This window comes from Pseudomonas sp. KH_021 (assembly GCF_057838865.1).
Window position 1 is genome coordinate 1,233,708 of the sequence record NZ_CM174477.1, and the last position, 25,581, is coordinate 1,259,288.

The window sequence follows — 25,581 nt, forward strand, 5'->3', positions numbered from 1 at the left end:
AACTATTTTCGAGAACCACTGATCCTTGGTTTTCCGTGTGCAACTCGCGTCCTGGTTTAGCCTCTCGAAAACCCTCGTTTTCAAGAAGAAGGAAACTGCATGCCACGCCGTTCGATCCTGTCTTCCACTGAGCGCGAAAGCCTGCTCGCACTGCCCGACGCCAAAGATGAGTTGATTCGGCTCTACACCTTTAGCGATGCTGATTTGGCCATCATCAGACAGCGGCGAGGCGCAGCTAACCGGCTTGGATTTGCCATACAGCTCAGCTATATGCGCTATCCCGGTGTGACGCTGGGTGTGCATGACGAGCCCTTCGCGCCGCTGATAAAACTGGTAGCTGGCCAACTCAAGGTCTCGCAAGATTCGTGGCAGGATTATGGGCAACGGGAGCAGACCCGACGTGAACATCTGGTTGAGTTGCAAACAGCGTTCGGCTTCCAGCCCTTCACGACGCTCACTCATTATCGGACAGCGGTGCATAGCTTGGACGAGCTTGCCTGGCAAACCGATAAAGGCATTGTGCTGGCGACGGAGTTGGTGCAGCAACTTCGCCACAACGGCGTGTTGTTGCCGTCAACTGACGTCATCGATCGCGTTTGCGCCGAAGCGATTACCCGTGCCAACCGGCGCATTCACGCTGCACTGAGCGACTCTCTGGAAACCGTTCACCGTCGGCGGCTGGACGAATTGCTCAAGCGCAAAGAGGGCAGCAAGACGACTTGGCTGGCTTGGCTGCGCCAGTCGCCTGCCAAACCGAACTCGCGCCATATGCTTGAACACATCGAACGCCTCAAAGCCTGGCAGGCTCTTGACCTACCCGCAGGCATTGAGCGTCAGGTGCACCAAAACCGCTTGCTCAAAATCGCCCGAGAGGGGGGCCAGATGACGCCTGCTGACTTGGCCAAGTTCGAGCCACAGCGACGTTACGCTACCCTAGTAGCGCTAGCCATCGAGGGCATGGCCACCGTTACCGATGAAATCATTGACCTGCACGACCGAATCATCGGCAAACTGTTCAATACCGCCAAAAACAAGCATCAGCAAAATGATCAGCGCTGGATTTCGCGGTCGCGATCCAGCTCGTAAGGCAGGGTCAGCAGGGACAGGCGCGGACCCTCCAGGCTGCCCAGGTGCAGGATGCCAGCTTCAACGGCTTCAGCTTGCAAGACGGCCAACAGCTCGATGCCAGACTCGGCATGGGCGGCGATTGAGACCTCACCGATCGCGCTGTTGTGAGTCGGCGAAAACACCTGGGCTCCAGGCTCCGGCAGGCTGTTGTCTGGCAGGGCAAGGCGATACAGGCGGCGTTTGAGCTTGCCCAGGTATTGCATGCGCGCCACGATTTCCTGGCCGGTGTAGCAACCCTTTTTGAAGCTCACGCCCCCGACAGCCTGCAGGTTGAGCATTTGCGGGATGAACAGCTCGCGCGTCTGGGCCATGACCTGGCCGATGCCGGCGCGAATCTGCCCCAGCATCCAGGCGTTCAGGTCTGCTTCGGCAAGCGTGCTGGCCAATTGCGCCTTGATGGCATCGGCTTGCTCGGCGGGTGCCCACAGCTCGGCGCGCCCAGGCGATACGCGGGTGGCAATCAGGTCATTGGCCCGTGCCACGCTGTGCTCCTGTTCAGGCAGCGCGAGGCCCAGGCTGGCCAGTGCCGCATCGCCCTGGCTCAGGCCCAGGCGCACCCAGGCCGCACTCTCGTCAGTCAACTTGGACTTGGAAAAAACCGCGTACTTTTTCAGGTCCAGCAACTGCGGCTCGACCAGTTCACGGGCCATCGCCAACAGGCAACCATCGCCCTGCAGCACCAGTCGGAAACTGGACTGCATGCGGCCCTTCTGGGTGCAGCGTGCGCCCAGGCTGGCAGTGGTTTCATTGACGTAATTGAGGTTGCAGGTCAACTGGCCTTGCAGGAATTTGCTGGCGTCGGAACCGCGGACGGCAAGGATGCCTTCGTGGGAGAGCGTGCAGAAAAAAGCTGAGTCGGCCATGGTTCATCGCAAGGTAAAAAGACTGGTGCTCATGATAGAGCGCTCGACGGAAAATAGGTAGGCAGTAACTTTTTGGACCAACGGAGAAGTGCTGCCCAAGGCTTGGCTCTGTATACTGTGCGGCCTATTTGAGGAGAGCTCCATGGTCGAAGATGTTGAACTCAACCGGCTCTACTGGCATAGCCGCCGCGGCATGCTGGAGCTGGACGTGCTGCTGGTACCTTTTGTGAAGGAAGTCTACCCGCACTTGAACGACGTGGATCGCGAGTGCTATCGCAAGCTGTTGACCTGTGAAGACCAGGATATGTTTGGCTGGTTCATGGAGCGTGCAGAGTCCGAAGACCCAGAACTGCAGCGCATGGTTCGGATGATCCTGGATCGTGTCCAGCCCAAGTGAAGGCTTTACCTGCCGCTGGCAGCGCTCAAGGCGTTTGCTGGTGGCTTATGTGCTGGCGCAATGCCTGGCACTGTTCGCCCTGTTGATGCTGGCGGTGCCGGTCTGGCTGAGCCTGATCGGTATCGCAGCCTGTCTGGCCCACGCTCTGTGGGTCTTGCCACGTCACCTGTTGTTGACCAGCGCCCATGCGGTCAGCGGCCTGCGCCGCGACGCCAATCATTGGTATCTGTGGACGCGCGCCGGTGGCTGGCAAGCAGTGCAGTTACGACCCGATAGCATGGCGCTGCCCGGGTTGGTGCTGCTGCGCTACCGCCGCCCCGGCCAACGCGGGACGCGAACCGCCTGCATTTTGCAGGATGCGCTGGAGCCGGTGCAGCACCGGCGCCTGCGCTTGCGGCTCAAGTTCAGCCGGCGTAGGTGGGCGGCACCAGAATAGTGTCCAACGCCTCGGGCAGCATGTCCGGGTAGTCGAGCGTGTAGTGCAACCCGCGGCTTTCCTTGCGGCTCATGGCCGAGTGGATCATCAGTTCGGCGACCTGGGCCAGGTTGCGCAGCTCGATCAGGTCACGGCTGACCTTGTAGTTGCTGTAGAACTCGTCGATCTCATCGAGCAGCAGGCGAACCCGGTGCTCGGCACGTTGCAGGCGCTTGTTGGTTCGCACGATCCCCACGTAGTCCCACATGAAACGTCGCAGCTCATCCCAGTTGTGCGCGATGATCACGTCTTCGTCCGAATCGGTCACCTGGCTTGCGTCCCAGCAGGGCAATGGGTCCGGGACCTTCACCGCATCGAGCTTGGCGATGATGTCGTCGGCGGCCGAGCGTCCGTATACGAAGCATTCCAGCAATGAGTTGCTGGCCATCCGGTTGGCACCGTGCAGGCCGGTGAAGGTGGTTTCGCCGATGGCATAGAGGCCTGGTACATCGGTGTGGCCTTGTTCGTCGACCATCACGCCGCCGCAGGTGTAATGAGCCGCGGGTACCACGGGAATGGCCTGGCGGGTGATATCGATGCCGAACTCCAGGCAGCGCTCGTACACCGTCGGGAAATGGCTTTTGACGAAGGCTTCGGGCTTGTGGCTGATGTCCAGGTAGACGCAATCCACGCCTAGGCGCTTCATTTCGTGGTCGATTGCCCGAGCCACGATATCGCGCGGGGCCAGTTCAGCGCGTGGGTCGAAACGCGGCATGAACCGTTCGCCATTGGGCAGCTTGAGCAGGGCACCTTCGCCACGCAGCGCTTCAGTCACCAAGAAACTCTTGGCCTGGGGGTGATACAGGCAGGTCGGGTGAAACTGGTTGAACTCCAGGTTGGCGACTCGGCAACCGGCTCGCCAGGCCATGGCAATGCCATCACCGCAGGCGCCGTCCGGGTTGCTGGTGTAGAGGTAGACCTTGGCCGCGCCACCGGTGGCAAGCACCGTGAAACGGGCCCCATAAGTGTCGACTTCGCCGCTGCGGCGGTTGAGCACATAGGCGCCCAGGCAGCGATCTCCGTCCAACCCCAGGCGGCGCTCGGTGATCAGGTCGACCGCTACCCGTTGCTCCAGCAGTTCGATATTGGGGCGCAAGCGAGCCTGGGCCAATAGCGTGGTGAAAATCGCCGCCCCGGTCGCGTCGGCAGCGTGAATGATCCGTCGATGGCTGTGCCCGCCTTCGCGCGTCAGGTGGAACTCGAAGTTACCTTCTTCGACATTGGCGTGCTCATCGCGAGTGAAGGGGACACCCTGATCGATCAGCCACTGGATCGACTCGCGGCTATGCTCGACCGTAAAGCGCACAGCGTCTTCATGGCACAGGCCGCCACCGGCATTGAGCGTATCTTCAACATGGGACTGCACCGTGTCGGTGTCGTCGAGCACCGCGGCAACGCCGCCCTGGGCCCAGAACGTCGAGCCATTGGCCAGGTCACCCTTGCTCAATACCGCGATGCGCAAATGTCCCGGTAATGTCAGGGCCAGGCTCAAGCCTGCGGCGCCGCTGCCAATCACAAGAACGTCATGTTGAAACTGCTGGCTCATGTCTGGATTCCACGCAAAACAACTTGAAAGGTGCCGGGCTGATGGGGCCGGCCCCACTAGTATATAGAGGGGGGGATCGGCACAATAGTCGGGCACTTATGGCAATGTGAAACTATCGTGAACGGGTACAGGGCGGTCTTTATAGCAGTGGTGCCGCAGGCTTCGCCACGTCCACCGTTGTCTTTTGTCCTGTCTGGCCGCTCAAACACCGGTTTTGACCCATAAATACGGGTTGTGGCGGCCACCACCGGGAACTTTCACAGGCGCCCGGTAATCCATAGCAGGTTGCCCGTCATAAGGGAAAACAGCATCGAGGCGAGTCCCCACGGGGGTGCCTGGTTTCGATGACCGGATTATTGACACAGCCGGCTTTGATCGCGCTGCGTTTTTCGTGCAGAGCCCGACGAAGTGCCTGCAGGAAACTTGCTGGAGGGGAGAACTTTTGCGAAAAGCCCGAGTCTATGTTTGCAAGCCTGATCGATGGCTTTTGCAGCGCTCCTTCCCGCTTAACGAGGAGTGTTCATGCTAACCCAGGAAGAGGATCAGCAGCTTGTCGAGCGCGTGCAGCGCGGCGACAAGCGAGCGTTCGATCTGTTGGTGCTGAAGTATCAGCACAAGATTCTCGGGTTGATCGTGCGATTCGTGCACGACGCCCATGAAGCACAGGACGTGGCACAAGAAGCATTCATCAAGGCCTACCGTGCGCTTGGCAATTTTCGCGGTGACAGCGCGTTTTATACGTGGCTGTACCGTATCGCCATCAATACGGCGAAAAACTACCTGGTGTCCCGCGGACGGCGGCCACCGGATAGTGATGTGAGTTCCGAAGATGCAGAGTTCTACGACGGCGATCATGGCCTCAAGGATCTCGAATCACCGGAGCGTGCATTGCTCCGTGATGAGATCGAAGGCACTGTCCATCGAACCATCCAGCAACTGCCAGAAGATTTGCGTACGGCGTTAACTTTACGGGAATTTGATGGTCTGAGTTATGAGGACATTGCGAGCGTCATGCAGTGTCCGGTGGGTACCGTGCGCTCTCGGATTTTCCGCGCCCGGGAGGCCATCGATAAAGCCCTGCAGCCGTTGTTGCAGGAGTCCTGAGACAGCGGCGACAGCCAAGAGAGGAACCGCCATGAGTCGTGAAGCTTTGCAGGAATCGCTGTCCGCGGTGATGGATAACGAAGCGGACGAATTGGAATTGCGTCGGGTCTTGAATGCCCTGGACGACGCCGAGACACGTGCTACCTGGTCACGCTATCAAGTGGCGCGCGCCGTGATGCACAAGGACCTGCTGGTGCCGCGCCTGGATATCGCCGCCGCAGTGTCTGCCGCACTGGCCGATGAGGTCACCCCGGTCAAGGCCTCCCGTGGCCCATGGCGTAGCCTTGGACGCCTGGCAGTTGCTGCGTCCGTCACGGTTGCCGTGCTGGCGGGGGTGCGTATGTACAATCAGGACGAAATGTCCGGCGTTGAATTGGCCGCACAACAGCCTCAACAGGGCCTGGTTGCGCCACAAGTTCAAGGCCCGGCCGTTTTGGCAGGCTATAGTGAAAGCTCCGAGCAAGCGACGGGCCCTATGGCCAGTGGCGTACTGCAAGGCCAGCCCGGTTGGCACGACCAGCGTTTGCCAGGCTACTTGCGTCAGCACGCCCAGGAAGCAGCCCTGAAGGGAACCGAAAGCGCTCTGCCTTATGCCCGTGCGGCTAGCCTGGAAAACCGTTAAGGAGGATCATGCGCGCCATACCCCTCATCACGCTATTGCTCGGTGGATGTTTGGCTTTGCCGGCCTTTGCCGCTCCATCATCGACCGAGGCGACAGACTGGCTCAACCGTCTGGCGCAGGCCGAGCAACAGCAGAGTTTCCAGGGCTCTTTCGTTTACGAGCGTAACGGCAGCTTTTCCACCCATGATATCTGGCATCTGGTCCAGGACGGCAAGGTCAGCGAGCGGCTGTTGCAGCTTGATGGCTCTGCCCAGGAAGTCGTGCGCGTGGATGGGCAGACCCAATGCGTGAGCGGGGCTCTGGTGGCAGGGGTGGGAAGTACGTCCAACACCTCCAAGCGGGTCATGGACCCGCTCAAGCTGATGAGTTGGTACAACATCGGCATTGTCGGCGAGTCACGCGTCGCCGGTCGCAAGGCAGTCATTATCACTTTGGCCCCGCGTGACCAGCATCGTTTTGGCGTCGAGTTGCACCTGGACCGCGAGACGGGCCTTCCACTCAAGTCCCTGCTGCTCAACGACAAAGGTCAGTTACTCGAACGCTTCCAGTTCACCCGCCTGGACACTGCCGATGCGCCGTCAGCCGGGCAGATTCGCCCAAGCGCCAACTGCAAGCCTGTCAATCCGTCTGCTGCATCGGCCGAGAATACAGCGGTCAACTGGCGTTCTGACTGGTTGCCACCAGGTTTTGAGCTGATCAGTAGTGCCGTGCGGCAAGATGCACGGACCAAAAGCACTGTCACCAGCCTTATGTATGACGATGGCCTGGCTCGGTTTTCGGTATTCCTGGAACCATTGAGCGGTGGCGGAGCCACTGACACGCGTACCCAGCTCGGCCCAACGGTTGCTGTTTCGCGCAGGTTGACTACGCCTAAAGGTGAAGTCATGGTGACGGTGGTGGGTGAAATACCGATCGGTACTGCCGAGCGGATCGCGCTGTCCATGCGCGCCCAGGATGCCCAGGCCAGCAAATGAGTGAATGCATGCAATGACTGTAATGACTGCTCGATCAAGGGACTGGCTGACGCGAGGTGATACATGTCCCTCGCGAATCTGAGAGACAGACATGATTGGTGAGCATTGCAGGTTGCAAAATGCCGGAAATTTTTCTATAGGTCAGATCCCCCAGGGTCTGGCCTTGCTTGCTTGTGACAGCAACATAAAAGCCGATACGCAGAACCTGGTCTCAGCCTTCAGGGTGGGTCCGGGTTTTTTGCGTTTGCAGGGCCCTAATGCTTAACCACGCTCGTTTTGACGGGAGCCGTATGTCAATACCACGCTTGAAATCCTACTTAACACTGTTCGCCGCCGTGCTCATGCTCGGCCAGACGGTCACGGCCCAGGCTGAAGCCTTGCCTGACTTCACGACGCTAGTCGAGCAAGCCTCGCCAGCGGTGGTGAACATCAGTACGAGCCAGAAGCTGCCGGAGCGTAGAGCCTCGGCGCAGATGCCAGACCTGGAGGGTTTGCCGCCGGGTATCCGCGAGTTCTTCGAACGCAACATGCCACAGCAGCCGCGCACCCCGCGTGGTGATCGTCAGCGTGAAGCCCAGTCGCTGGGGTCGGGTTTTATCATCTCTGCCGACGGCTATGTGCTGACTAACAATCACGTGATCGAAGGCGCCGATGAAATCGTCGTTCGCCTGTCGGACCGTAGCGAGCTGCAAGCCAAACTGGTGGGTACTGATCCGCGTACTGACGTGGCACTGCTGAAGATCGAAGGCAAGGACCTGCCGATCGTCAAGCTGGGCGACTCCAGCAAGCTGAAAGTGGGTGAGTGGGTGCTGGCCATCGGCTCGCCGTTCGGCTTCGACCATTCGGTGACCAAAGGCATCGTCAGCGCCAAGGGCCGGACCCTGCCCAATGACACTTATGTGCCCTTTATCCAGACTGACGTGGCGATCAACCCGGGCAACTCCGGTGGCCCGCTGTTCAACATGAATGGCGAAGTCGTGGGGATCAACTCGCAGATCTTCACTCGCTCCGGTGGCTTCATGGGGCTGTCTTTCGCGATCCCGATCGACGTGGCGCTGGATGTCTCCAATCAGTTGAAAAAAGACGGCAAGGTCAGCCGCGGCTGGCTGGGCGTCGTGATTCAGGAGGTCAACAAGGACCTGGCTGAATCCTTCGGCCTGGACAAGCCGGCCGGTGCACTGGTTGCCCAAGTGCTTGAAGACGGCCCGGCAGCCAAGGGTGGCCTGCAGGTGGGTGACGTGATCCTGAGCATGAACGGTCAGCCGATCATCATGTCCGCCGACCTGCCGCACTTGGTTGGCACCCTCAAGGATGGCGCCAAGGCCAGCCTGGAAGTGATCCGTGAAGGCAAGCGCAAGACCCTGGATGTCACCGTAGGTGCAATGCCGGACGATGATCAGGAAGTGGTCGCCACCATCAAGGGCGGCGCAGAGCGCAGCAGCAACCGGCTGGGCGTTTCGGTGACTGACTTGACCGGCGAGCAGAAGAAATCCCTGGACCTCACGGGCGGTGTCGTCATCAAGGAAGTGCAGGACGGCCCGGCGGCGCTGATCGGCCTGCAGCCGGGCGACGTGATCACCCACCTGAACAACCAGGCGATCCTCTCGGCCAAGAGCTTCACCGAAGTCGCCAAGGAACTGCCGAAAAACCGGTCGGTCTCCATGCGCGTCTTGCGCCAGGGCCGTGCAAGCTTCATCACCTTCAAGCTGGCTGAATAAACCGGGGTCCTGTAGGAGCCAGGTTTACCGGAATGCCGGACCACTGCGATGGCGTCGCCGCGGTACTCAGTCAGACCGCGGTGCATTCATCGCGGGTAAACCCTGCTCCTACCTCGACCTGTGTAGGAGCCAGGCTTGCCTGCGATGAATGCGCCGCGGTCTGACTGAGTACCGCGGCGACGCCATCGCAGGCAAGTCGGAGCGCCGAACCGCTTGCTCCTACACTGTGCGCCAGGTGATTTCTTCTTCGCCATCGGCGCTGATCCGGACCCAGCGATCGGCATCTGCTTCGCCTTCCTCTTCAACCCAGCTTCCCGGCGCGCAGCGTACTTCTACGTTCAGGGCGGCGAAGGCTGCACGGGCGCAGCCGATGTCGTCTTCCCAAGGTGTCTGGTCGCTTTCCAGGTACAGGCTGTTCCATTTGCCCACAGCCTTGGGTAGCCAGGTCACAGGAATGCTGCCTGCCGTGCATTTCCAGGTTTGACCCTTTTGCGTCCACTCCGAGCAGGGGCCCAGGGCGCTGCCGAGCCAGGCAGCAATGGCCTTATGGTCGACGTCAGCGTCTTTTAGGTAAATCTCGATATCGGGTTGGCGCATGGACATCCTCACAGGGTGGTTAAACAATCCATTCGCGGATTATTGCAAAACAAAATAATCGTAACGCATCGAGACCGTGACCTCGAAGGGTTCGGCTTGCTCGATGACCCGTGCCCGGCGTTCGGCGCTTGCGCGCCAGCCATGAGGGGTCATCGCTAGCAGATCGGCGCGGGCCTTGCTGTCGGCCAGGCTCAAGGTGAAACGCAAGGTCTCGCTGTGCACATGCTGCATGCCGTCCGGGACCTGAGCCAGGTGCTTGTCATCGACATAGTCGCGCACTTCGTCATAGAGACTCTGGCGCAGTTCCATCAGATGCTCGCTGGTTGGGCCAACCCGCATCAGGCCGCCACCGGGGCTGAGCACGCGCTTGGCTTCAGTCCAGTCCAGTGGGCTGAAGACGCTGGCCAGGAACTGACAGCTGGCATCGGCCAATGGAATACGCGCCATGCTTGCCACCAGCCACGTCACTGCCGGGTTACGTCGGCAGGCACGCTTGACCGCCTCGCGGGAGATATCCAGCGCGTAGCCTTGGGCTTGGGGCAGGGCATCGGCGATCTGGGCGGTGTAATAGCCTTCACCGCAGCCGATATCCAGCCATTGTGCGGGCGCGCGTTCAGCGGCAAGTTCCGCCAGGCGGCGAGCGACTGGCGCGTAATGGCCGGCGTTGAGAAAGTCGCGGCGGGCTTCGACCATGGCCTGGTTGTCGCCCGGGTCGCGGCTGTTCTTGTGCTGTACCGGCAGCAGGTTCAGGTAACCCTGGCGGGCACGGTCGAAGCGGTGGCCGGCGGGGCAGGCGACACCATTGTCCTGCGCCGCGAGCGCGGCGCTGCAAATCGGGCAGGTGAGCATCAGGCGAGCAGCTTGATCAGGGTGTGGTAGTAGATTTCGGTCAGCACATCCAGGTCGCTGGCCAATACGCGTTCGTTGACCTGGTGAATGGTGGCGTTGACCGGGCCCAGTTCAACCACCTGGGTGCCCAAGGTGGCGATAAAGCGGCCGTCGGATGTGCCGCCCGTGGTCGAGGCCTGGGTTTCGCGGCCCGTGATCTGCTTGATGCTGGCCGACACGGCGTCAAGCAATGCGCCCGGTTCGGTCAGAAAAGGCAGCCCCGACAAGGCCCAGTCGATGTGCCAGTCCAGGCCGTGTTTGTCGAGGATCGCCGCCACCCGCTGTTGCAGGCCTTCAACGGTGGATTCGGTGGAAAACCGGAAGTTGAACAACGCCACCAACTCGCCTGCGATCACGTTGGTCGCGCCGGTACCGGCGTTGACGTTGGAGATCTGGAAGCTGGTCGGCGGAAAGAAGGCATTGCCATGGTCCCAATGCTCGTCCGCGAGTTCTGCCAGGGCGGGGGCGGCCAGATGGATCGGGTTCTTGGCCAGGTGCGGATATGCCACATGGCCCTGCACGCCGCGCACCGTCAGCTTGGCGCCGAGGGAGCCACGGCGACCGTTCTTGACCACATCACCGACCAAGGAGGTGCTCGAGGGTTCGCCGACGATGCACCAGTCCAGGCGCTCGTTGCGTGCGGCCAGGCGTTCGACCACCGCTTTAGTGCCGTGGTGCGCCGGGCCTTCTTCATCGCTGGTGATCAGGAACGTCACCTTGCCCTTGTGGTCCGGGTAGTCCGCCACAAAGCGCTCGGCAGCCACCAGCATCGCGGCCAGGCTGCCCTTCATGTCAGCAGCGCCACGCCCGCAAAGCATGCCGTGTTCGTCGATCAATGCATCGAATGGATCGTTGTGCCAAGCCTGGACCGGGCCGGTGGGCACCACGTCGGTGTGGCCGGCAAAACACAGTACAGGCCCGTCCTGGGTGCCGTGGGTGGCCCAGAAGTTATCGACGTCTTCGATGCGCATCGGTTCCAGCGCAAAACCGGCATCGCCCAGGCGCTGCATCATCAGTTTCTGGCAGTCGGCGTCGATTGGCGTGACCGAGGGGCGACGGATCAGGTCGCAGGCCAGTTGAAGGGTAGGCGAGAGGTCGGCTGGGGCCGTCATGGAAAACTCCGAGTGCAGGGCAAGGCGGGCAAAGGGCGACAGTTTAAAGCAAAACCTGTGAAGGGATGCAGGTCGATGGTCAAGTCGTGGGAGAAGAAGAGAGGGGTTCCAGAGGCTTCGGAGTATTCCTGACAAGCTTGGGAAATTTCTCAGAAAATTTGGGAAATGATGCGTCGTCGCGCGATCGAGCCGTCCCTATTCTTGCGCCTCGACTTGGAGAGTAGCCGCTTGAACCCTTTCTGCGGCTCCAATTGATCGATCTACACGATTCACTGACCTGAAGGAAAACAGCTACATGAAATTGACTCGCCTGCTGGCATTGGGCCTGCTGACCGTTGCAGCGCCCATGACATTCGCAGCCTCCACGACTGACGTAACAGTGACAGGTGTTATTACTCCGGCTGCTTGCACGCCTTCGCTTGCTGGAGGCGGTGACTTTGATCTGGGAAGGATTTCTGCGCAGGACGTCAGTTCGAGTGGGACTCAACTCCCAGAGCAGCAAAAAGTGTTCAGTGTGATCTGTGATGCCCCTGTCCGTTTTGCACTGCGAGGAATAGATGGCAAGGCAGGAACAGGATATTTTCCAGGTCATGCCTATGGCCTTGGTCTCAATGGCGCTGAAAAGATCGGCTTCTACGTACTGACGTTGATTGACTCCCTCGCCGATGGCAACTCTGCGGTTAACACTCTGCACTCGACAGACAGCGGTGCTTCGTGGAGCGCAGGCTGGTCCTCACCCATTATTTATCCTTCTCACGCTAACACGCTCATTGGCGTGGGGTTGGCCGGAGAGCTTGAGCCAGCGGCGATTGGCAGATTGTCAGCGAACATAAATCTGCGTGCTGTTCTTGCTGTTGACGGTTCTACGGTAACCGACGACATCCAGATCGACGGCGCGTCCACGATTGAGGTCGTTTACCTGTAAGCCAGAGTTCGGCCGGTACGCCGGTCGATCTTTCTCGCCCCACGTTTTTCTGCTTAGGAAATTTCCCGGCGCGCTTCGGAAATTTCTGAATTTCTTTGGGAAATGGAGCCTCGAAACGCGCTTGAGGCTACCTCTACCATTGCGCCATGCCTTGGAAGGCAAAGGTTACGAAAGCAACCCACTCCCTACAGGAATGAATCGCAATGAGATATTCACGCCATTTTACTTTCGCTGCCCTGTTCGCCGTTGCGCCATTTGCAATGGCTCAGTCCACGACTGACATCACAGTCACCGGCGTCATTACGCCAGCGGCGTGTACCCCGATGCTCAGCGGTGGAGGCGAATTTAATTTTGGAAAGATCGCGGCGCAGGACCTTAACCAGAATGAGCACACAGGGTTCGTGTCGCCAACAAAACAGCTGAACGTGGCGTGTAACGCACCGACACGATTCGCGCTACGCGCCATCGATGGGCGGGCAGGCACTCAACCCACGGTCAGCCGCACCAACTTCGGCCTTGGCTTGAGCGGTGTTGAGCGCATTGGCAGTTATCAATTGCTGACACAACGCTACTTCGCAGATGGCGATGTAGCCGTCGATGTACTGGAGTCATTCAACGGCGGCGACTCTTGGTTGAACGTGCAGGGTAACTCGTCCTTTCTCTTCAATACCACCGGCCCAAACCTGACCGCCGTGGGGAGTGTTGGCGCCAGCGAGCCCGGCGCATTCCAAACGTTGACCACTGACCTGGTCGTAAGAATGGCCATCGCGCCAGCCAACGACTTGACCCTGACCGATGAAGTCAAGATCGACGGCGCTGCCACGTTGGAAGTCGTCTACCTGTAATCGCACATGCCGATACATAGGAGCTTTTTTGATGAAGTATTCTGCCTTGCTCATCGCCGCCACCGCACTGTCGGCCGTGCCGACGGCGTTCGCGCAATCGACTACCGACGTCACTGTGACCGGCACCCTGACACCCTCGGCCTGCCGCCCGGCCCTGGGTGGAGTGGGTGTCATCGATTTTGGCCGAATCGCCTCTCATGACCTGGATGAGGGGGCACATACGCCTATGCCAGAGAAAACACTGGCACTGACGGTCAACTGCGATGGGCCGACCCGCTTTGCCCTGCGCTCGATCGACAATCGGGAAGGCTCGGCCACCGTGCCGACTGGACGCAGTGCAAGGGCCGCCTATCGGGCGCATGGCCTGGGGATGTCAGGTGAAGAGAAGCTTGGCCATTACTTGTTGGACATTGAACCCTTCAATACTCAGATCGATGACGCAACGGCCTTCGCCACCTACACCCTGGACCAAGGCCTGACATGGAGTAATACGGCGGATGCCGTTCACCCACTCTCGCCCCTTGAATGGGTGGGATTCAGTTTTAACACTGGACATACCCTAGGCCCTGATGCGGTGACTCGCCTGACAAGCCTGCTGCGCATCTCGGCGCATATTGCACCGGCCCAGGAATTGAGCCTGACCGATGAAGTCGCTATTGATGGTTCCGCGGTAATAGAAGTGAAGTACTTGTAATAAAACGATTCTATGGGCTGCCCCTTGGGATGATTGCAATAACTAACTTAATGATGGATACGTTGATATGAATCGCACTTCCTTGTTTTTATTCATGGGTGTTATGACGGCTGTCGCTCCGTCGGCTTTTGCGGCTTCCACAACAGACGTCACGGTGACGGGAACGATTACGCCAGCCGCGTGTACGCCTTCACTGGGGGGCGGAGGCACTTTCGAATTTGGCACCATTGCCGCACAAGACCTTAATGAGAATAGCGAAACTCGGTTTATTTCCACGGCTCAACCATTGAGCGTGGCGTGCAACGGACCCACTCGATTTGCGTTGCGCGGTATTGATGGTCGACTCGAAGGCGTCATTTCCGATACCCCAAATGCGTTCGGGCTGGGCTTGAACGGCACCGAGAAGGTCGGTCAGTACACGCTGCGAACCCCAGTGTCCAGCTACATGGCCGATAGCAGCACGACTGTCCGTTCGCTGTGGTCGTTTGATAACGGTGTCAGTTGGCAGGGTGGGGACTTCAACAATGGCCCGGAAATTGGGCTGGCAGGCAATATCCTGAGTCAAGGGGTCCTGAGCGGTTATACCCAGACAGGCGGCACGGAACCTGTGGCCATCAGTTCCTTTTCAACCCAGTTGATCGTTGATCTTTATATTGCACCGTCTAAAGACTTGACGGTGAATAACGATATCGCGATCGACGGGGCAGCGACCATCGAAGTGGTTTACTTGTAAGTTGCGAACGGGCCGGGATGGTCAACAGACCGGTCCCTCTTGAAGGGCGTTGCCCGCTTTATTTAATGCTTCAGTAGTTGATGATTTTATTGCCACTCTTTAACGAGTGCGTGAAGTCGTGCGCGGAGTTTTGTCATGTCCTTTTTACACCCATGTTGGCGTTTGAGCCATAGGCTCTCATTAATGGCGGGTTTGCTTTCGCTATTGACGGCGATGTCCAGTTCCGCCGACGGCATGATCCCCGAGACTTCGGTGGTCATTGTCAAGGAAGCTGACGGCGAGGCATCGATCAAGGTTCGCAATAGCGATGCCAGCACCGCTCTATTACATGTGACCTTGCAAGATGTGCCCGAAGATACCGAGCCCTTGTTGTTTCTGACCCAGCCGGTTTGGCGGGTAGAAGCCGGTAAAGAGCAATTGGTTCGCTTCATACTGCGCAGCGAAAAGCCGTTACAAACGCAAAGGCTCAAGCGGGTCATTTTTGAAGGTATCCCGCAGTCCTCCCAAGCGGCCCAGGAGGGGCATGCGCGGGTCGGTGTGAGTGTGCGGCAAAACCTGCCAGTCATCATTCACCCCAAGGGTTTGGCCCCCAATCGTGAACCCTGGACGGGTCTGCAGTGGTCGCTGGCGAACGATCAACTGACGGTGCGCAATGAGACCGCCTATGTCGTGCGTTTGGCACAGGAGCTGAAACTACTGCCTGGCCAACAGTCGGCGCGCTTGCCGCGCAGCTATGTATTGCCGGGCGATACCCTCACGGTGCCGGTCGAAGGTTCTGGAAGTACAGCGCCGACTTCGGTGAAGCTGTTCCCCGCCACTGTCTACGGTTTTGCCGTGGATGCGTATGAGTCACCCTTGCGTGCGATTGGCTCCTGATATGCAGCGCCTATTCGAACGTCCAGCTCGGGGTCTCATGGTCCAGGGTCTATTCCTGTTGAGTTGCGCCCAGGCCAGCGACAGCCTGGCCCAGGCCTCCGCTGGCAGCGTAGAGCCATTGCAGTTCGATGCCGATATCCTCCGCCAGCGTGGCATTGACCCCAGCCTGATCGAATACTTGCGCGATGCTGCACGCTTCACGCCGGGTGTGCATTCGGTCACGTTGCGTGTCAACGATCAGCCACGGGGTCGGGTCAATGCGCGATTCAATGGCGATGGCCATCTGTGCTTTGACCAGGCATTGATCAGCGCGGCGGGTCTTCAGTGGAAGGATGCGGCCGACAATGAGGCGGCTACCTGCCAGGACTTCATAGGCACCTACGAGCAAACCCGGGTTAACCTGGACCCGGCTGCGGCCGAGGTCGCTTTGATCGTGCCGACCCAGGCCTTGAAGGTGCCGGAGCACCAGCAGGATCTGTCTGCTTACCACACAGGCGGCACGGCTGGCCTTTTCAACTACGAACTGCTCGGTTTGCGAAATCAGTTCGATGGCCAGAGCAGCAACTACTGGTCAGCCAATACCGAGGTGGGTTTCAACGCCGGAAACTGGATTGTGCGCAGCCATCAAATCCATACCTCGGTGGATGGGGTTAGCCGTACCGAGCATCTGGATGCTTACACCCAGCGCACCTTTGCTGAGCTTGGGACCGTCATGCAGGCCGGGCAGATCAGCCTCGGCAACCCGGTATTGGCGGGTGCGCGCATTACCGGTGTTCAGTTGAGTTCCGAAGAAGCACTTCTGGCGCCTACCCGTCAGGCCGCCATCGAGGGTATCGCCCACAGCCAGGCGCGCGTGGAAGTGCGCCAGGCCGGCGCGCTGATCTACTCGACCGTCGTTCCGGCCGGGCCTTTTGCCTTGGGCAACCTGCCGCGCCTTGACCGGCGTACCGACCTTGAGGTGACGGTCATCGAGGCCGACGGCGAGCAGCGTACCTTCACAGTACCCTCGGCGATGGTGGCGCTGGATGTACCCGCGCCGGGGTTTGTGTTTGGCGCAGGTCAAGTGCGCGACACCGGCGGGGTGGCGCGCGAGCCTTGGGTTGTCAGTGGCGGCTGGACTCAGGCGGTCGGCATCACCTCCACCTTGAGTACCGGCTTGATGGCTGCCGAAGACTATTATGCCGGTGGATTGGGCTTTGGCCTCCAGCCATGGAACGGGGCGCAGGCGCAGTGGCTGGTGCAAGGCTCACAAGCGTCCCGCGAAGGCGTGAGCGGGGGGCAAACTCAACTATCGCTTTCCCAGCGCCTGGGCGAAGCCTGGTCGGTCAACGGCAGCTACGGTCAGCAGACCCGTGGCTATCGTGACCTGATCGATACTCAATTGGATTTCGAGCAGTCCATGCAGCGTGGACGCTATCGCGATCAATACAGCGCCGGTGTGTCTTGGGCGCAACCCTGGCTTGGCAGCCTGAGTGCTGGCTATTCTCGTTCAGCGTTATTTGATGGACGCCAGTCCAGCCGCTCCTATGCCTCCTGGGGCCAGCGATTTGGCCAGGTTTCAGTATCGGCCAGTGCCGAGTGGAATCTGGGCGGCAACGAAGGCCTCGACAACGCCGTGTATTTCAGTGTGAGCCTACCGCTGGGCGAGCGTCGCCGCCTGCGCTCTTCGTTGCGTAACAGCGGTGGAGAAAACCGCTACGGGGTGTCGATGCAGGAGCAGCTCAGCGATACCGCCAGCTATCGGCTGGGGGCCGAGCATGACAGCCGCGACGGCGAGCTGGACCTGAACGCGGGTGTGTCGCTGCTGCCGCGCTATGCACAGCTTGAGCTGGGGTATGCCGGCTACGGCAATGGCAACCGTGGCTACAGCGCCGGCATGCGCGGTGGCGTGGCGGTTCACGAAGGGGGCGTCACCTTGTCGCCGTATCCGTTGCAGGACACCTTTGGGGTGGTATCGGTTGGCGAAGTTTCAGGGGTCAAGGTCTCGACACCCGATGGTCCGGTCTGGACCGATGGCAAAGGCCAGGCGGTGATCTCGCAGCTCTCGGCCTATGGCAATAGCCCCGTTGAGGTGCAGACCAAAACCTTGCCTCGCAATATCGATATCAACAACGGCGCGACGGTAGTACAGGCAGGGCGCGGGTCGGTGGCGCGGGTCGATTTTGGCGTGGTCAGTACACGCAGGGCCTTGCTGCTGGCCACGGGGGCAGACGGCAGCGTGTTGCCAGCCGGAGCCTTGGTCACGGATGGCAATGGCGAGTTTGTCACCTTGGTGCAGGAGGGCGGCGTGGTGTTTGCCCCCAACCTTGAGCTCAGCCCAGTGCTGTGGGTCAAGGCCCCGGAACAGCCCGCCTGCGAACTGCAGTTCAGCTTGCCCGAAAAGGCCGACCTGCTGGCCTATTACGAAACCACGTCGGCCGTGTGCCGCACGCCATGAGAGAGGCCCTTGTGACCTGTTTACCTACTGTCTATCGCATGGCGTTGCCTGCCCTGGCGCTGGCGGCATCGATCGTCAGCCCCATGGCCCAGGCTATGGCGGATGGCTGCGAAGTCTCGCTCAGCCAGCCCGGAGTCGACTATGGCCTGTTCAACCGCACCACCCTCAAGTCCCAAGGGGGCGAGTTGCCCCTGGGCGTCCGAAGCCTGCGCCTGAATGTCAGTTGCGCGCAGCCACAGGCGATGACGTTGTTTTATCGTGCGATGGCTGCAAGCCCCGAGCGATATCGCTTTGCCGAGCAGGGCAGTTATGCCCTGCGCATAAGCGATGCGCTGCTTGATGGCGAGCGTGTCGACCTGGGCCAGGTGGCGGCCGAAGGGCAGCCGCCGGCTCAAGTCGATGCATCCCTCGCCTTGCGTCCCGACAAGGGGTTGGCTGCGATCAAGGCGGGTAGTGTGGCTCAAGGCCGTTCCTTCAGTGCCCGGCTTGAGATCAGTGCCTGGGGGGATCAAGCGGCATTGGGGCGGCCGGATGCCGTGAACTGGAGCAACAGCGGCGTGCTGGAGGTCGGCGGCGCACGTCGCGAATTGGGGCTGCAGGCAGGCTTCGCGCCGGCGGCCTGTACGCCGCGCCTGGGTAATGGCGGTGTGGTCGACTTTGGCAGTACCAACGCCCAGCACTTGGCCCGCGATCGCGCGACCAAGCTTTCGCGCTCCGTGTCATTGACCGTCCAGTGCGATGCGCCCACCCGCTTTGCCTTCGCCGCCCGCGACAATCGCCCCCAAGGCGTGCGTGCGCCGGCGGGCGAGGTCGACGCCACTGCCGTGTTCGGAATCGGCAAGACCCGCGTCGGTCAGTCACTCGGTAGCTTTGTCGCGTGGGTCGGCAGCAATGCCAGTGGAGATGGCCATTCCGTTGACGCTCTGCACGGGCAACCTGCCGGTGGAAGCTGGCAACCGGCCTCCATCGCCTATTTGTACCCCGACGGCCGATTGCTGGGCTTTGCCACGCCAGCCGAAAAAGCCTCAGGCCCCAGCGCCATGACTCAACTCAGCGCAACGCTGGGCGTGGACCTCTATCTGGCCCCGGCCAACACATTGACCTTGACCGAAAGGGCCGACATCGATGGGGCGGCCACGATCGAAATCATTTACCTGTAATGCTCGAGCGCCTCGGCACAGCCGAGGCGGTACATCCAGAAGGAAGGAGGTGCAACAGATGAACTACAGCACTGGATTCAAGGCGGGGATACTTGCCCTGCTGTTCGCACCCATGGTGCAGGCTCAATCCACCACCGAGCTGATCGTGCGCGGCAGTGTCACACCCGCCTCTTGCACGCCGTCGCTCTCCAGTGGCGGTGTTGTTGATTTTGGCAGGATTTCGGTCCAGGACCTGAGCAAGACCAACCGCACGCGCCTCAGGGCCCTGCCCATCGGTCTGACATTGACCTGTGAGTCCGCGACCCGCTATGCGCTGCGCATGAAGGACAATCGGGACGGCACGGCGCTGGTCAACAGCGGTATCTATTACGGCCTGGGGTTGGATAAGAGCGGCAACAAGATCGGTTTGTACGAAGTGCAATTCGACCCACAGCGTATCCAGGCCGACGACATTTCGCAGATCTACATCACCGACTCCACCAGTGGTGGGCAGGGCTGGGATGGTGCCGACTTGAGAGTGGACCGGATCGGTTCGAACAATATGCTGCTGGGATTCTCCGATACCCTGGGCAGCAGTGCGGGCCCTGTGGCCATACGTGATTTGACCGCAACGCTGATGGTTGAGGTGGTATTGGCCCCCACTCAAGAGTTGGATACCACGGAAGACATTGAATTTGACGGGGAGGGAACGCTGGAGGTGGTTTACCTCTGACCTAATATTCCTGCTGGACTGACTGTAGGAGCTGGGCTTGCCCGCGATGAACACACCGCGGTGTATCTGGCAAACCGCGGCGCATTCATCGCGGCTAAAGGCTAGGCGCCCCCGCCGCTCCTACAAGGTTCAGCCTGTAGGAGCTGGGCTTGCCCGCGATGAACACACCGCGGTGTATCTGGCAAACCGCGGCGCATTCATCGCGGCTAAAGGCTAGGCGCTCCCGCCGCTCCTACAAGGTTCAGCCTGTAGGAGCTGGGCTTGCCCGCGATGAACACACCGCGGTGTATCTGGCAAACTGCGGTGCGTTCATCGCGGCTAAAGGCTAGGCGCCCCCGCCGCTCCTACAAGGTTCAGCCTGTAGGAGCTGGGCTTGCCCGCGATGAACACACCGCGGTGTGTCTGGCAAACCGCGGCGCATTCATCGCGGCTAAAGGCTAGGCGCCCCCGCCGCTCCTACAACACCCAATTCCTACGATCAGCCAGCCGTTGCCGGCTCCGTGGCATCCGAAGGCTTGGGCAGCGACGACAGCATGGCCATGATCATCGCCGCCAGGTATGGCAGCGATTGCACTAGCAGCATGGCGATCCAGAAGCGCACGTCCGCGCTTGGCAGGCCCTGCACCAGGTAAATACCCAAGGCCGCTCCCCACAACAGCAGCATGATGAACAGCTCTTCACGCGCCTCGGAAAGTGCTACCAGCAAGCCGTGGCTGTCTGCGTTTTTCGGGGTGCGGAAGAACGGAATGCTGGTGGTGAAGAAGCCGTACAGCACCGCCTTGGCGATGGTGTGCGACAACGCCAACCCTGCCAAAGCGGCGGCGAAGGCGTCCTTGAGGTTCACGCCAACGGCGCGACGGTACAAGAACACAATCTTGCCCACCTTGAAGAAGAACAGCGCCAACGGCGGGATCGCGAAGATCAGCAGGGGTGGGTCGACTCGTTGCGGCACGATGATCATGGCCGCCGACCAGAGCAGGGCTCCCACGGTGAAGAAGATGTTCATGCCATCGGCCACCCACGGCAACCAGCCCGCCAGGAAGTGGTAGCGCTGGCCACGGGTCAGTTCGGTATCTTTGCCGCGCAACAGGCTGGCGGTATGGCGCTTGATGATCTGAATGGCGCCATAGGCCCAGCGAAAACGCTGTTTCTTGAAGTCGATAAAGGTGTCGGGCATCAGGCCCTTGCCGTAGCTGTTGTGCGAATAGGCGGCCGAATAGCCTTTTTCGAATACCCGCAGGCCTAGCTCGGCGTCTTCGCAGATGCACCAGTCGGCCCAGCCCAGCTCTTCCAGTACCGAGCGGCGAGTCATGGTCATGGTGCCGTGCTGGATGATCGCGTCACGGTCGTTACGGGTCACCATGCCGATATGGAAGAAGCCCTTGTACTCGGAGTAGCAGAGCTTCTTGAAGGTGCTTTCGTTCTGGTCGCGGTAGTCTTGCGGCGACTGCACCACGGCGATTTTCGGGTCGGCGAAGTGCGGCACCATGTGCTTGAGCCAGTTTCGGTCCACGCAGTAGTCCGAGTCGATCACCGCGATGACCTCGGCGTCTTTGGCGGTGTGCGGGATCAGGTAATTCAGCGCGCCGCCCTTGAAGCCTGCCAGGGGGGAGACGTGGAAGAACTTGAAACGTTCGCCCAGGGTTTCGCAGTGTGCCTTGACCGGCTCCCAGACGGCCGGGTCCTTGGTGTTGTTGTCGATGATCAGGACTTCAAAGTCCGGGTAATCGAGGTTGGCCAGGGCATTGAGGGTCTGTTTGACCATCTCCGGTGGCTCGTTGTAGCAGGGTACATGCACCGACACTTTAGGGCGGTAGGCGCTGTCGGCCTGTACCGGCAGAAACTCACGCCGGCGCTTGTGAATCCATACCGCTTCGGCCAGCTCATGGGCTTCAGTCAGCAAGACAATAAACACCCCCAGGGCGCCGAGTGCGAGCAAGAAACCCACGGTCAGGCTGAACCAGGTGCTGTATTGCTGGCTGTAGTCATAGCCGATCCAGACCAGTACCGAACCACACAAAAAGGCGATGAAGGTCAGGAAAGTGCGCCCGCGCTGACGCAGTGCGGAGCCGTCGATCAGCAGCAGGGCCAACGACAACATGGCCAGGACCACCGAGCCGACTGCCAGCACGCGCCACTGCGGAATGGCCACGACCGGGCCTTCAAAGTTGAATTTTTGCTGGCGAGCAGCGTTGAACACGCCCCAGTACGCGCCGACCGAGCCTTCGTCGCTGACTTTCCAGGGCTGATCGTAGGCTTCGATGACAAAGTAGTTGAAACCCTGGCGATTGAGCTTGTTTACCAGGTTGCGTAGGTAAATGGCCTGGTCAGCCCCGGTGGCGTCAGCTCCGCCACGCATGCGGCCGTTGCTAGGCCAGCCCACTTCCGAGAGCAGCAGCGGTTTTTTCGGGAACAGATGCTTGAGGTCGCGCGCGCGGTCGAGCACGAACTGGCCGGCATCCTTCATGGGAATGAACTCCCAGTACGGCAGGACGTGGGCGGCAATCAGGTCGACGTGCTTGGCGAGTTCCGGGTGTTCTTTCCAGATGTGCCATTGTTCAGAGGTCGTCACCGGCACCTTCACCGCCGCACGGACTCGATCCAGATACTTGATCAGCTCTTCTGGGGTGATTTCCTCGCGAAACAGTGCTTCGTTGCCCACTGTGACCCGCACGACACTGCGGGAGGTGTTGGCAAGCTCAATGGCGCGATTGATCTCTCGCTCATTGCGCTCCTGGTCAGGGCTGATCCAGACCCCCAGCGTCACGCGCAAACCGAACTCTTCAGCCAGGCGCGGAATATCCCCCAATGAGCCATCAACCGAATAGATACGGATGCTGTCGGTCAACTTGCTCAGTTGCTCCAGGTCCTGACGCATTTCATCGTCAGTGGGGTATTGATCCTTTTGAGGGGTCTGACCCAGGCGAAACGGCGAGTAAGAGAAGCCAGAGATTTGCTCCGGCCAGTTGGGCGTCGACACCGGGCGGTTGATCAGCGCCCAGAACCCTGTGAACAGCGCGGCAATAGCCACGACGATCACCAGATTTAATCCAAATTTACGCGATGACATAGGTCGTTCGAATTCCAAAGGGTGAAGCGGGCGAGGGCAGCGTTCGGCTTGTATTAATCCGGTTGGGTATTGGATGTGTGGCTGCAGATTAAGTTCGCTTGCCGGCGCGATTGTCGTCCAGGACTGTGGGACAGTGAAACCATTAAAGCAGGATTATGCTGAAGGTTGTTAATGGGCGGGCATCCGTTTAGCGCCGCGGCCAATGCACAGGGTGCTCTCTTGGGCAGTCCGGCCTATAATGCGCGCCGGTTTTTTCGGGTTCAGGTCATGAGTACAGAAGATCCACGGTTTGCTGGCGTCGCCCGTTTGTACGGGGTCGATGGACTTCAGCGCCTGCAAGACGCCCATGTGGCCATTGTCGGCATTGGGGGCGTCGGTTCCTGGGCGGCCGAAGCGATGGCGCGCAGTGGGGTGGGCGAGATTTCCCTGTTCGATCTGGACGACGTCTGCGTCAGCAATACCAACCGCCAGTTGCATGCGCTGCAAGGCAATGTCGGGCAGGCCAAGGTCGAGGTCATGGCAGAGCGTTTGCGGGCGATCAACCCGGCTTGCAAGGTGCACGCGATCACCGATTTCGTCACCCGCGAGACGATGGCCGAGTACATCCATAACGACCTGGACTGCGTGATCGACTGCATCGACAGCGTCAATGCCAAGGCGGCGCTGATCGCCTGGTGCAAGCGGCGCAAGATCCAGATCATCACCACGGGCGGCGCGGGTGGCCAGATCGACCCGACCCAGATTCGCGTCGGTGACCTGAACCGCACGTTCAATGACCCGCTGGCGTCCAAGGTGCGTTCAACCTTGCGCCGTGACTGGAATTTCTCTCGCACGGTCAACCGCAACTACAGCGTGCCCTGCGTGTTCTCCACCGAGCAATTGCGCTACCCCAAGCCTGACGGCGGTATTTGCCTGCAGAAGAGCTTTGTGGGCGATGGCGTCAAGCTGGACTGCGCCGGTGGCTTTGGCGCGGTGATGATGGTGACGGCGACCTTTGGCATGGTCGCCGCCAGCAAGGCAGTGGAGAAGCTGGTGTCCGGTGTGCGCCGCCCCTCCGATCGGAAAAAACCGGATCAGCCACCCGCTGCCAGTTGAGCCATGCGTTGCAGCACGGCGTTCAAGCCGTTGCTGCGCGAGGGCGACAGTTGTCGGCCCAGCCCTAATTGAGTGAACCACTCAGCCAGGTCCAGTTGCCCAAGCTCGGCACTGGAAAGCCCTTCGACGCGCACCAACAGCAACGCCAGCAAGCCGCGAATCAAGCGCGCATCGCTACTGGCGTTGAACTGCCAGCGGCCGTTTTCCTGACGGGCCACCAGCCAGACCTGGCTTTCGCAACCATGCACCCGATGCGCTGGCGTTTTCTCGCTGTCAGTCATGGGCGGTAGGCGCTCACCCCATTGCATCAGCAGGCGAGCGCGTTGCTCCCAACCGGCGGCCTGGCTGAAAGCGTCCAGCGCGGATTGGGCGTGTTCGGGCAAGCTCATTGCAACAGCTCCAGGGCTTGATCCAGTGCCTCGAAAAAGCGCTTGAGGTCTTCGGAATCGTTGTACAGGGCCAGCGACACTCGCACAGCGCCCGATAACCCCAGGCTTTTGAGTAGAGGCATGGCGCAATGATGGCCGGCGCGCACGGCGATGCCTTGTTCGGTGAGCAGGTGCGAGAGGTCTGAGTTGTGAACCCCTTCCACCACAAAACTGGCCAGGGCCACTTGCGGCTGGCCGAGCAGGCGTACCCCTTTGCGCTCGCCCAGGCCTTTGAGCAAAAGTTCGTGCAGCAGGGCTTCGTGGCGCAGGACAGCGTGCTGATCAAGGCTCTCAAGGTAGTCCAGTGTCGCACCCAGACCGATCACGCTGGCGATTGGCGGGGTTCCGGCCTCGAACCCCAGCGGTGCCGGGCGAAAGGTGGCGCTGTGGTAGTCGGCATCCGCGACCATTTCGCCGCCGAATTGCCAGTGCTCCAGCCGCGCCAAGGCTTCGCTGCGCCCGTAAAGCACGCCCAGGCCGTCGGGCCCGTAAAGCTTGTGGCTGGAGAACACATAAAAGTCGCAACCCAATTGGGTGACGTCATGACGTCCATGGACCACGCCTTGGGCGCCATCGACTACCGTCAAGGCACCTTGCGCCTTGGCCAGGGCAATCAACGGCTCAAGGGGTTGCCAGGCCCCCAGGACGTTGGACAGTTGGCTAACAGCCAGCAGTCGCGTACGTGGGCCGATCAGGCTGCGAGCCTGGGCCAGGTCAATGAGGCCGTTCGGATCAAGCGGCAACACCACCAGCTTGAGCCCTTTACGCTGTGCCAGTTGTTGCCAGGGCAGCAGGTTGGCGTGATGTTCGAGGGCGCTGATGACAATTTCATCGCCGGCCACGAATTGCGCTTGCAGGCCGTAGGCCAGCAGATTGAGTGCCGAGGTGGCGCCATGGGTGAAGATGATGTGCTGGGCGCTGGGGGCATTGAGCCAGCGGGCAACCTTTTCCCGGCTGTCTTCAAATGCCTGGGTCGCGAGCGCGCCGGGCAGGTGCTGGGCACGATGCACATTGGCAGCGCCATGGCCGTAGTAATGGGAGAGGGCGTCAAGCAGGGCTTGGGGTTTCTGCGTGGTGGCGGCGCTGTCCAGATAGGTCTGGTGCTGCCGTTGCAGGGCGGCGAGGGCGGGAAAGTCCGCGCGCCAAGGGGAAAGCTGAAACATGATGATTGGGCCCTGGGCA

Annotated in this window: 24 protein-coding genes and 1 pseudogene; 16 read left to right on the forward strand and 9 right to left on the reverse strand. The window is 60.3% G+C overall.

From position 1 onward, the window contains the following. Nucleotides 1–99: 99 nt before the first annotated feature. Nucleotides 100–1,053: pseudogene (locus AC3IX4_RS05775) on the forward strand (DUF4158 domain-containing protein); the annotation flags it as partial. Here AC3IX4_RS05775 and ygfZ read toward each other — a convergent pair. Beyond that, a complete protein-coding gene (ygfZ, locus tag AC3IX4_RS05780; RefSeq protein WP_489259650.1) occupies nt 1,050–1,991 on the reverse strand; it encodes a CAF17-like 4Fe-4S cluster assembly/insertion protein YgfZ in 942 nt (313 codons plus the stop codon). The pseudogene AC3IX4_RS05775 and the gene ygfZ overlap by 4 nt on opposite strands. Nucleotides 1,992–2,133: 142 nt before the next feature. Here ygfZ and AC3IX4_RS05785 point away from each other — a divergent pair, with 142 nt between their 5' ends. Both AC3IX4_RS05785 and AC3IX4_RS05790 read left to right on the forward strand, forming a co-directional pair. Then, a complete protein-coding gene (locus AC3IX4_RS05785; RefSeq protein ID WP_489259651.1) occupies nt 2,134–2,388 on the forward strand; it encodes an FAD assembly factor SdhE in 255 nt (84 codons plus the stop codon). Next, nucleotides 2,372–2,824, forward strand: a complete 453-nt coding sequence (locus AC3IX4_RS05790; RefSeq protein WP_489259652.1) for a protein YgfX — start codon at nt 2,372–2,374, stop codon at nt 2,822–2,824. The genes AC3IX4_RS05785 and AC3IX4_RS05790 overlap by 17 nt, the downstream gene beginning before the upstream one ends. On the opposite strand, the gene nadB is transcribed toward AC3IX4_RS05790, so the two are convergent. After that, complete coding sequence (gene nadB, locus AC3IX4_RS05795) at nt 2,793–4,409, reverse strand: L-aspartate oxidase (protein WP_489259653.1); 1,617 nt, start codon at nt 4,407–4,409, stop codon at nt 2,793–2,795. The two genes, AC3IX4_RS05790 and nadB, sit on opposite strands and share 32 nt — an antisense overlap. A gap of 522 nt (nt 4,410–4,931) precedes the next feature. Between nadB and rpoE the strand changes: the two genes are divergently transcribed. The 4 genes from rpoE (at nt 4,932) to AC3IX4_RS05815 (ending at nt 8,827) form a co-directional block, all read left to right on the forward strand. Next, nucleotides 4,932–5,513 (forward strand): RNA polymerase sigma factor RpoE/AlgU, encoded by a 582-nt coding sequence (gene rpoE, locus AC3IX4_RS05800; RefSeq protein ID WP_489259654.1) that lies wholly within the window; start codon nt 4,932–4,934, stop codon nt 5,511–5,513. A 31-nt stretch (nt 5,514–5,544) separates the two neighbouring features. Then, entirely contained in the window at nt 5,545–6,135 is a 591-nt protein-coding gene (locus tag AC3IX4_RS05805; protein ID WP_489259655.1) for a sigma-E factor negative regulatory protein, read from the forward strand. An 8-nt stretch (nt 6,136–6,143) separates the two neighbouring features. Then, nucleotides 6,144–7,109, forward strand: coding sequence for a MucB/RseB C-terminal domain-containing protein (locus tag AC3IX4_RS05810; protein WP_489259656.1), 966 nt, complete (start codon nt 6,144–6,146; stop codon nt 7,107–7,109). A 341-nt stretch (nt 7,110–7,450) separates the two neighbouring features. After that, nucleotides 7,451–8,827: a DegQ family serine endoprotease gene (locus AC3IX4_RS05815; RefSeq protein ID WP_489261217.1), complete on the forward strand. Its 1,377-nt coding sequence runs from the start codon at nt 7,451–7,453 to the stop codon at nt 8,825–8,827. A gap of 219 nt (nt 8,828–9,046) precedes the next feature. On the opposite strand, the gene AC3IX4_RS05820 is transcribed toward AC3IX4_RS05815, so the two are convergent. The 3 genes from AC3IX4_RS05820 to dapE are packed head-to-tail and all read right to left on the reverse strand — an operon-like array spanning nt 9,047 to nt 11,424. After that, nucleotides 9,047–9,424 carry a hypothetical protein gene (locus tag AC3IX4_RS05820; RefSeq protein ID WP_489259657.1) on the reverse strand — a complete coding sequence of 126 codons (378 nt, stop codon included), beginning with the start codon at nt 9,422–9,424 and terminating at the stop codon, nt 9,047–9,049. Between the two features lie 39 nt (nt 9,425–9,463). After that, a complete protein-coding gene (locus tag AC3IX4_RS05825; RefSeq protein WP_489259658.1) occupies nt 9,464–10,273 on the reverse strand; it encodes a putative RNA methyltransferase in 810 nt (269 codons plus the stop codon). Further along, entirely contained in the window at nt 10,273–11,424 is a 1,152-nt protein-coding gene (gene dapE, locus AC3IX4_RS05830; protein ID WP_489259659.1) for a succinyl-diaminopimelate desuccinylase, read from the reverse strand. Before dapE ends, AC3IX4_RS05825 begins: the two co-directional genes overlap by 1 nt. 295 nt (nt 11,425–11,719) lie before the next feature. On the opposite strand from dapE, the gene AC3IX4_RS05835 reads away from it, so the two are divergent. Beyond that, entirely contained in the window at nt 11,720–12,349 is a 630-nt protein-coding gene (locus tag AC3IX4_RS05835; RefSeq protein ID WP_489259660.1) for a DUF1120 domain-containing protein, read from the forward strand. Nucleotides 12,350–12,561: 212 nt separating this feature from the next. Here AC3IX4_RS05835 and AC3IX4_RS05840 read toward each other — a convergent pair whose 3' ends face one another. Further along, nucleotides 12,562–12,741 (reverse strand): hypothetical protein, encoded by a 180-nt coding sequence (locus AC3IX4_RS05840; protein WP_489261396.1) that lies wholly within the window; start codon nt 12,739–12,741, stop codon nt 12,562–12,564. Between AC3IX4_RS05840 and AC3IX4_RS05845 the strand changes: the two genes are divergently transcribed. From AC3IX4_RS05845 to AC3IX4_RS05875, 7 genes are all read left to right on the forward strand, one after another. Further along, nucleotides 12,673–13,194 (forward strand): DUF1120 domain-containing protein, encoded by a 522-nt coding sequence (locus tag AC3IX4_RS05845; RefSeq protein ID WP_489261218.1) that lies wholly within the window; start codon nt 12,673–12,675, stop codon nt 13,192–13,194. The genes AC3IX4_RS05840 and AC3IX4_RS05845 overlap by 69 nt on opposite strands. A gap of 31 nt (nt 13,195–13,225) precedes the next feature. After that, the gene (locus tag AC3IX4_RS05850) at nt 13,226–13,888 is read left to right on the forward strand and encodes a DUF1120 domain-containing protein (protein WP_489259661.1); all 663 of its coding nucleotides are present in this window, start codon (nt 13,226–13,228) and stop codon (nt 13,886–13,888) included. 67 nt (nt 13,889–13,955) lie between these two features. After that, a complete protein-coding gene (locus AC3IX4_RS05855) occupies nt 13,956–14,621 on the forward strand; it encodes a DUF1120 domain-containing protein (protein WP_489259662.1) in 666 nt (221 codons plus the stop codon). A 183-nt stretch (nt 14,622–14,804) separates the two neighbouring features. Beyond that, a complete protein-coding gene (locus tag AC3IX4_RS05860) occupies nt 14,805–15,497 on the forward strand; it encodes a fimbria/pilus chaperone family protein (RefSeq protein WP_489259663.1) in 693 nt (230 codons plus the stop codon). Nucleotide 15,498: 1 nt separating this feature from the next. Continuing rightward, nucleotides 15,499–17,934 carry a fimbria/pilus outer membrane usher protein gene (locus AC3IX4_RS05865; protein WP_489259664.1) on the forward strand — a complete coding sequence of 812 codons (2,436 nt, stop codon included), beginning with the start codon at nt 15,499–15,501 and terminating at the stop codon, nt 17,932–17,934. Nucleotides 17,935–17,945: 11 nt separating this feature from the next. Next, entirely contained in the window at nt 17,946–19,094 is a 1,149-nt protein-coding gene (locus tag AC3IX4_RS05870) for a DUF1120 domain-containing protein (protein WP_489259665.1), read from the forward strand. Between the two features lie 58 nt (nt 19,095–19,152). Continuing rightward, complete coding sequence (locus tag AC3IX4_RS05875) at nt 19,153–19,806, forward strand: DUF1120 domain-containing protein (RefSeq protein WP_489259666.1); 654 nt, start codon at nt 19,153–19,155, stop codon at nt 19,804–19,806. A 478-nt stretch (nt 19,807–20,284) separates the two neighbouring features. On the opposite strand, the gene AC3IX4_RS05880 is transcribed toward AC3IX4_RS05875, so the two are convergent. After that, nucleotides 20,285–22,876 (reverse strand): glycosyltransferase, encoded by a 2,592-nt coding sequence (locus tag AC3IX4_RS05880; protein WP_489259667.1) that lies wholly within the window; start codon nt 22,874–22,876, stop codon nt 20,285–20,287. A gap of 267 nt (nt 22,877–23,143) precedes the next feature. On the opposite strand from AC3IX4_RS05880, the gene tcdA reads away from it, so the two are divergent. Further along, complete coding sequence (gene tcdA, locus AC3IX4_RS05885) at nt 23,144–23,971, forward strand: tRNA cyclic N6-threonylcarbamoyladenosine(37) synthase TcdA (protein WP_489259668.1); 828 nt, start codon at nt 23,144–23,146, stop codon at nt 23,969–23,971. On the opposite strand, the gene AC3IX4_RS05890 is transcribed toward tcdA, so the two are convergent. Both AC3IX4_RS05890 and AC3IX4_RS05895 read right to left on the reverse strand, forming a co-directional pair. Continuing rightward, a complete protein-coding gene (locus AC3IX4_RS05890) occupies nt 23,950–24,360 on the reverse strand; it encodes a SufE family protein (RefSeq protein WP_489259669.1) in 411 nt (136 codons plus the stop codon). The genes tcdA and AC3IX4_RS05890 overlap by 22 nt on opposite strands. Beyond that, entirely contained in the window at nt 24,357–25,562 is a 1,206-nt protein-coding gene (locus AC3IX4_RS05895) for an aminotransferase class V-fold PLP-dependent enzyme (protein WP_489261219.1), read from the reverse strand. The genes AC3IX4_RS05890 and AC3IX4_RS05895 overlap by 4 nt, the downstream gene beginning before the upstream one ends. Between the last annotated feature and the right edge of the window lie 19 nt (nt 25,563–25,581).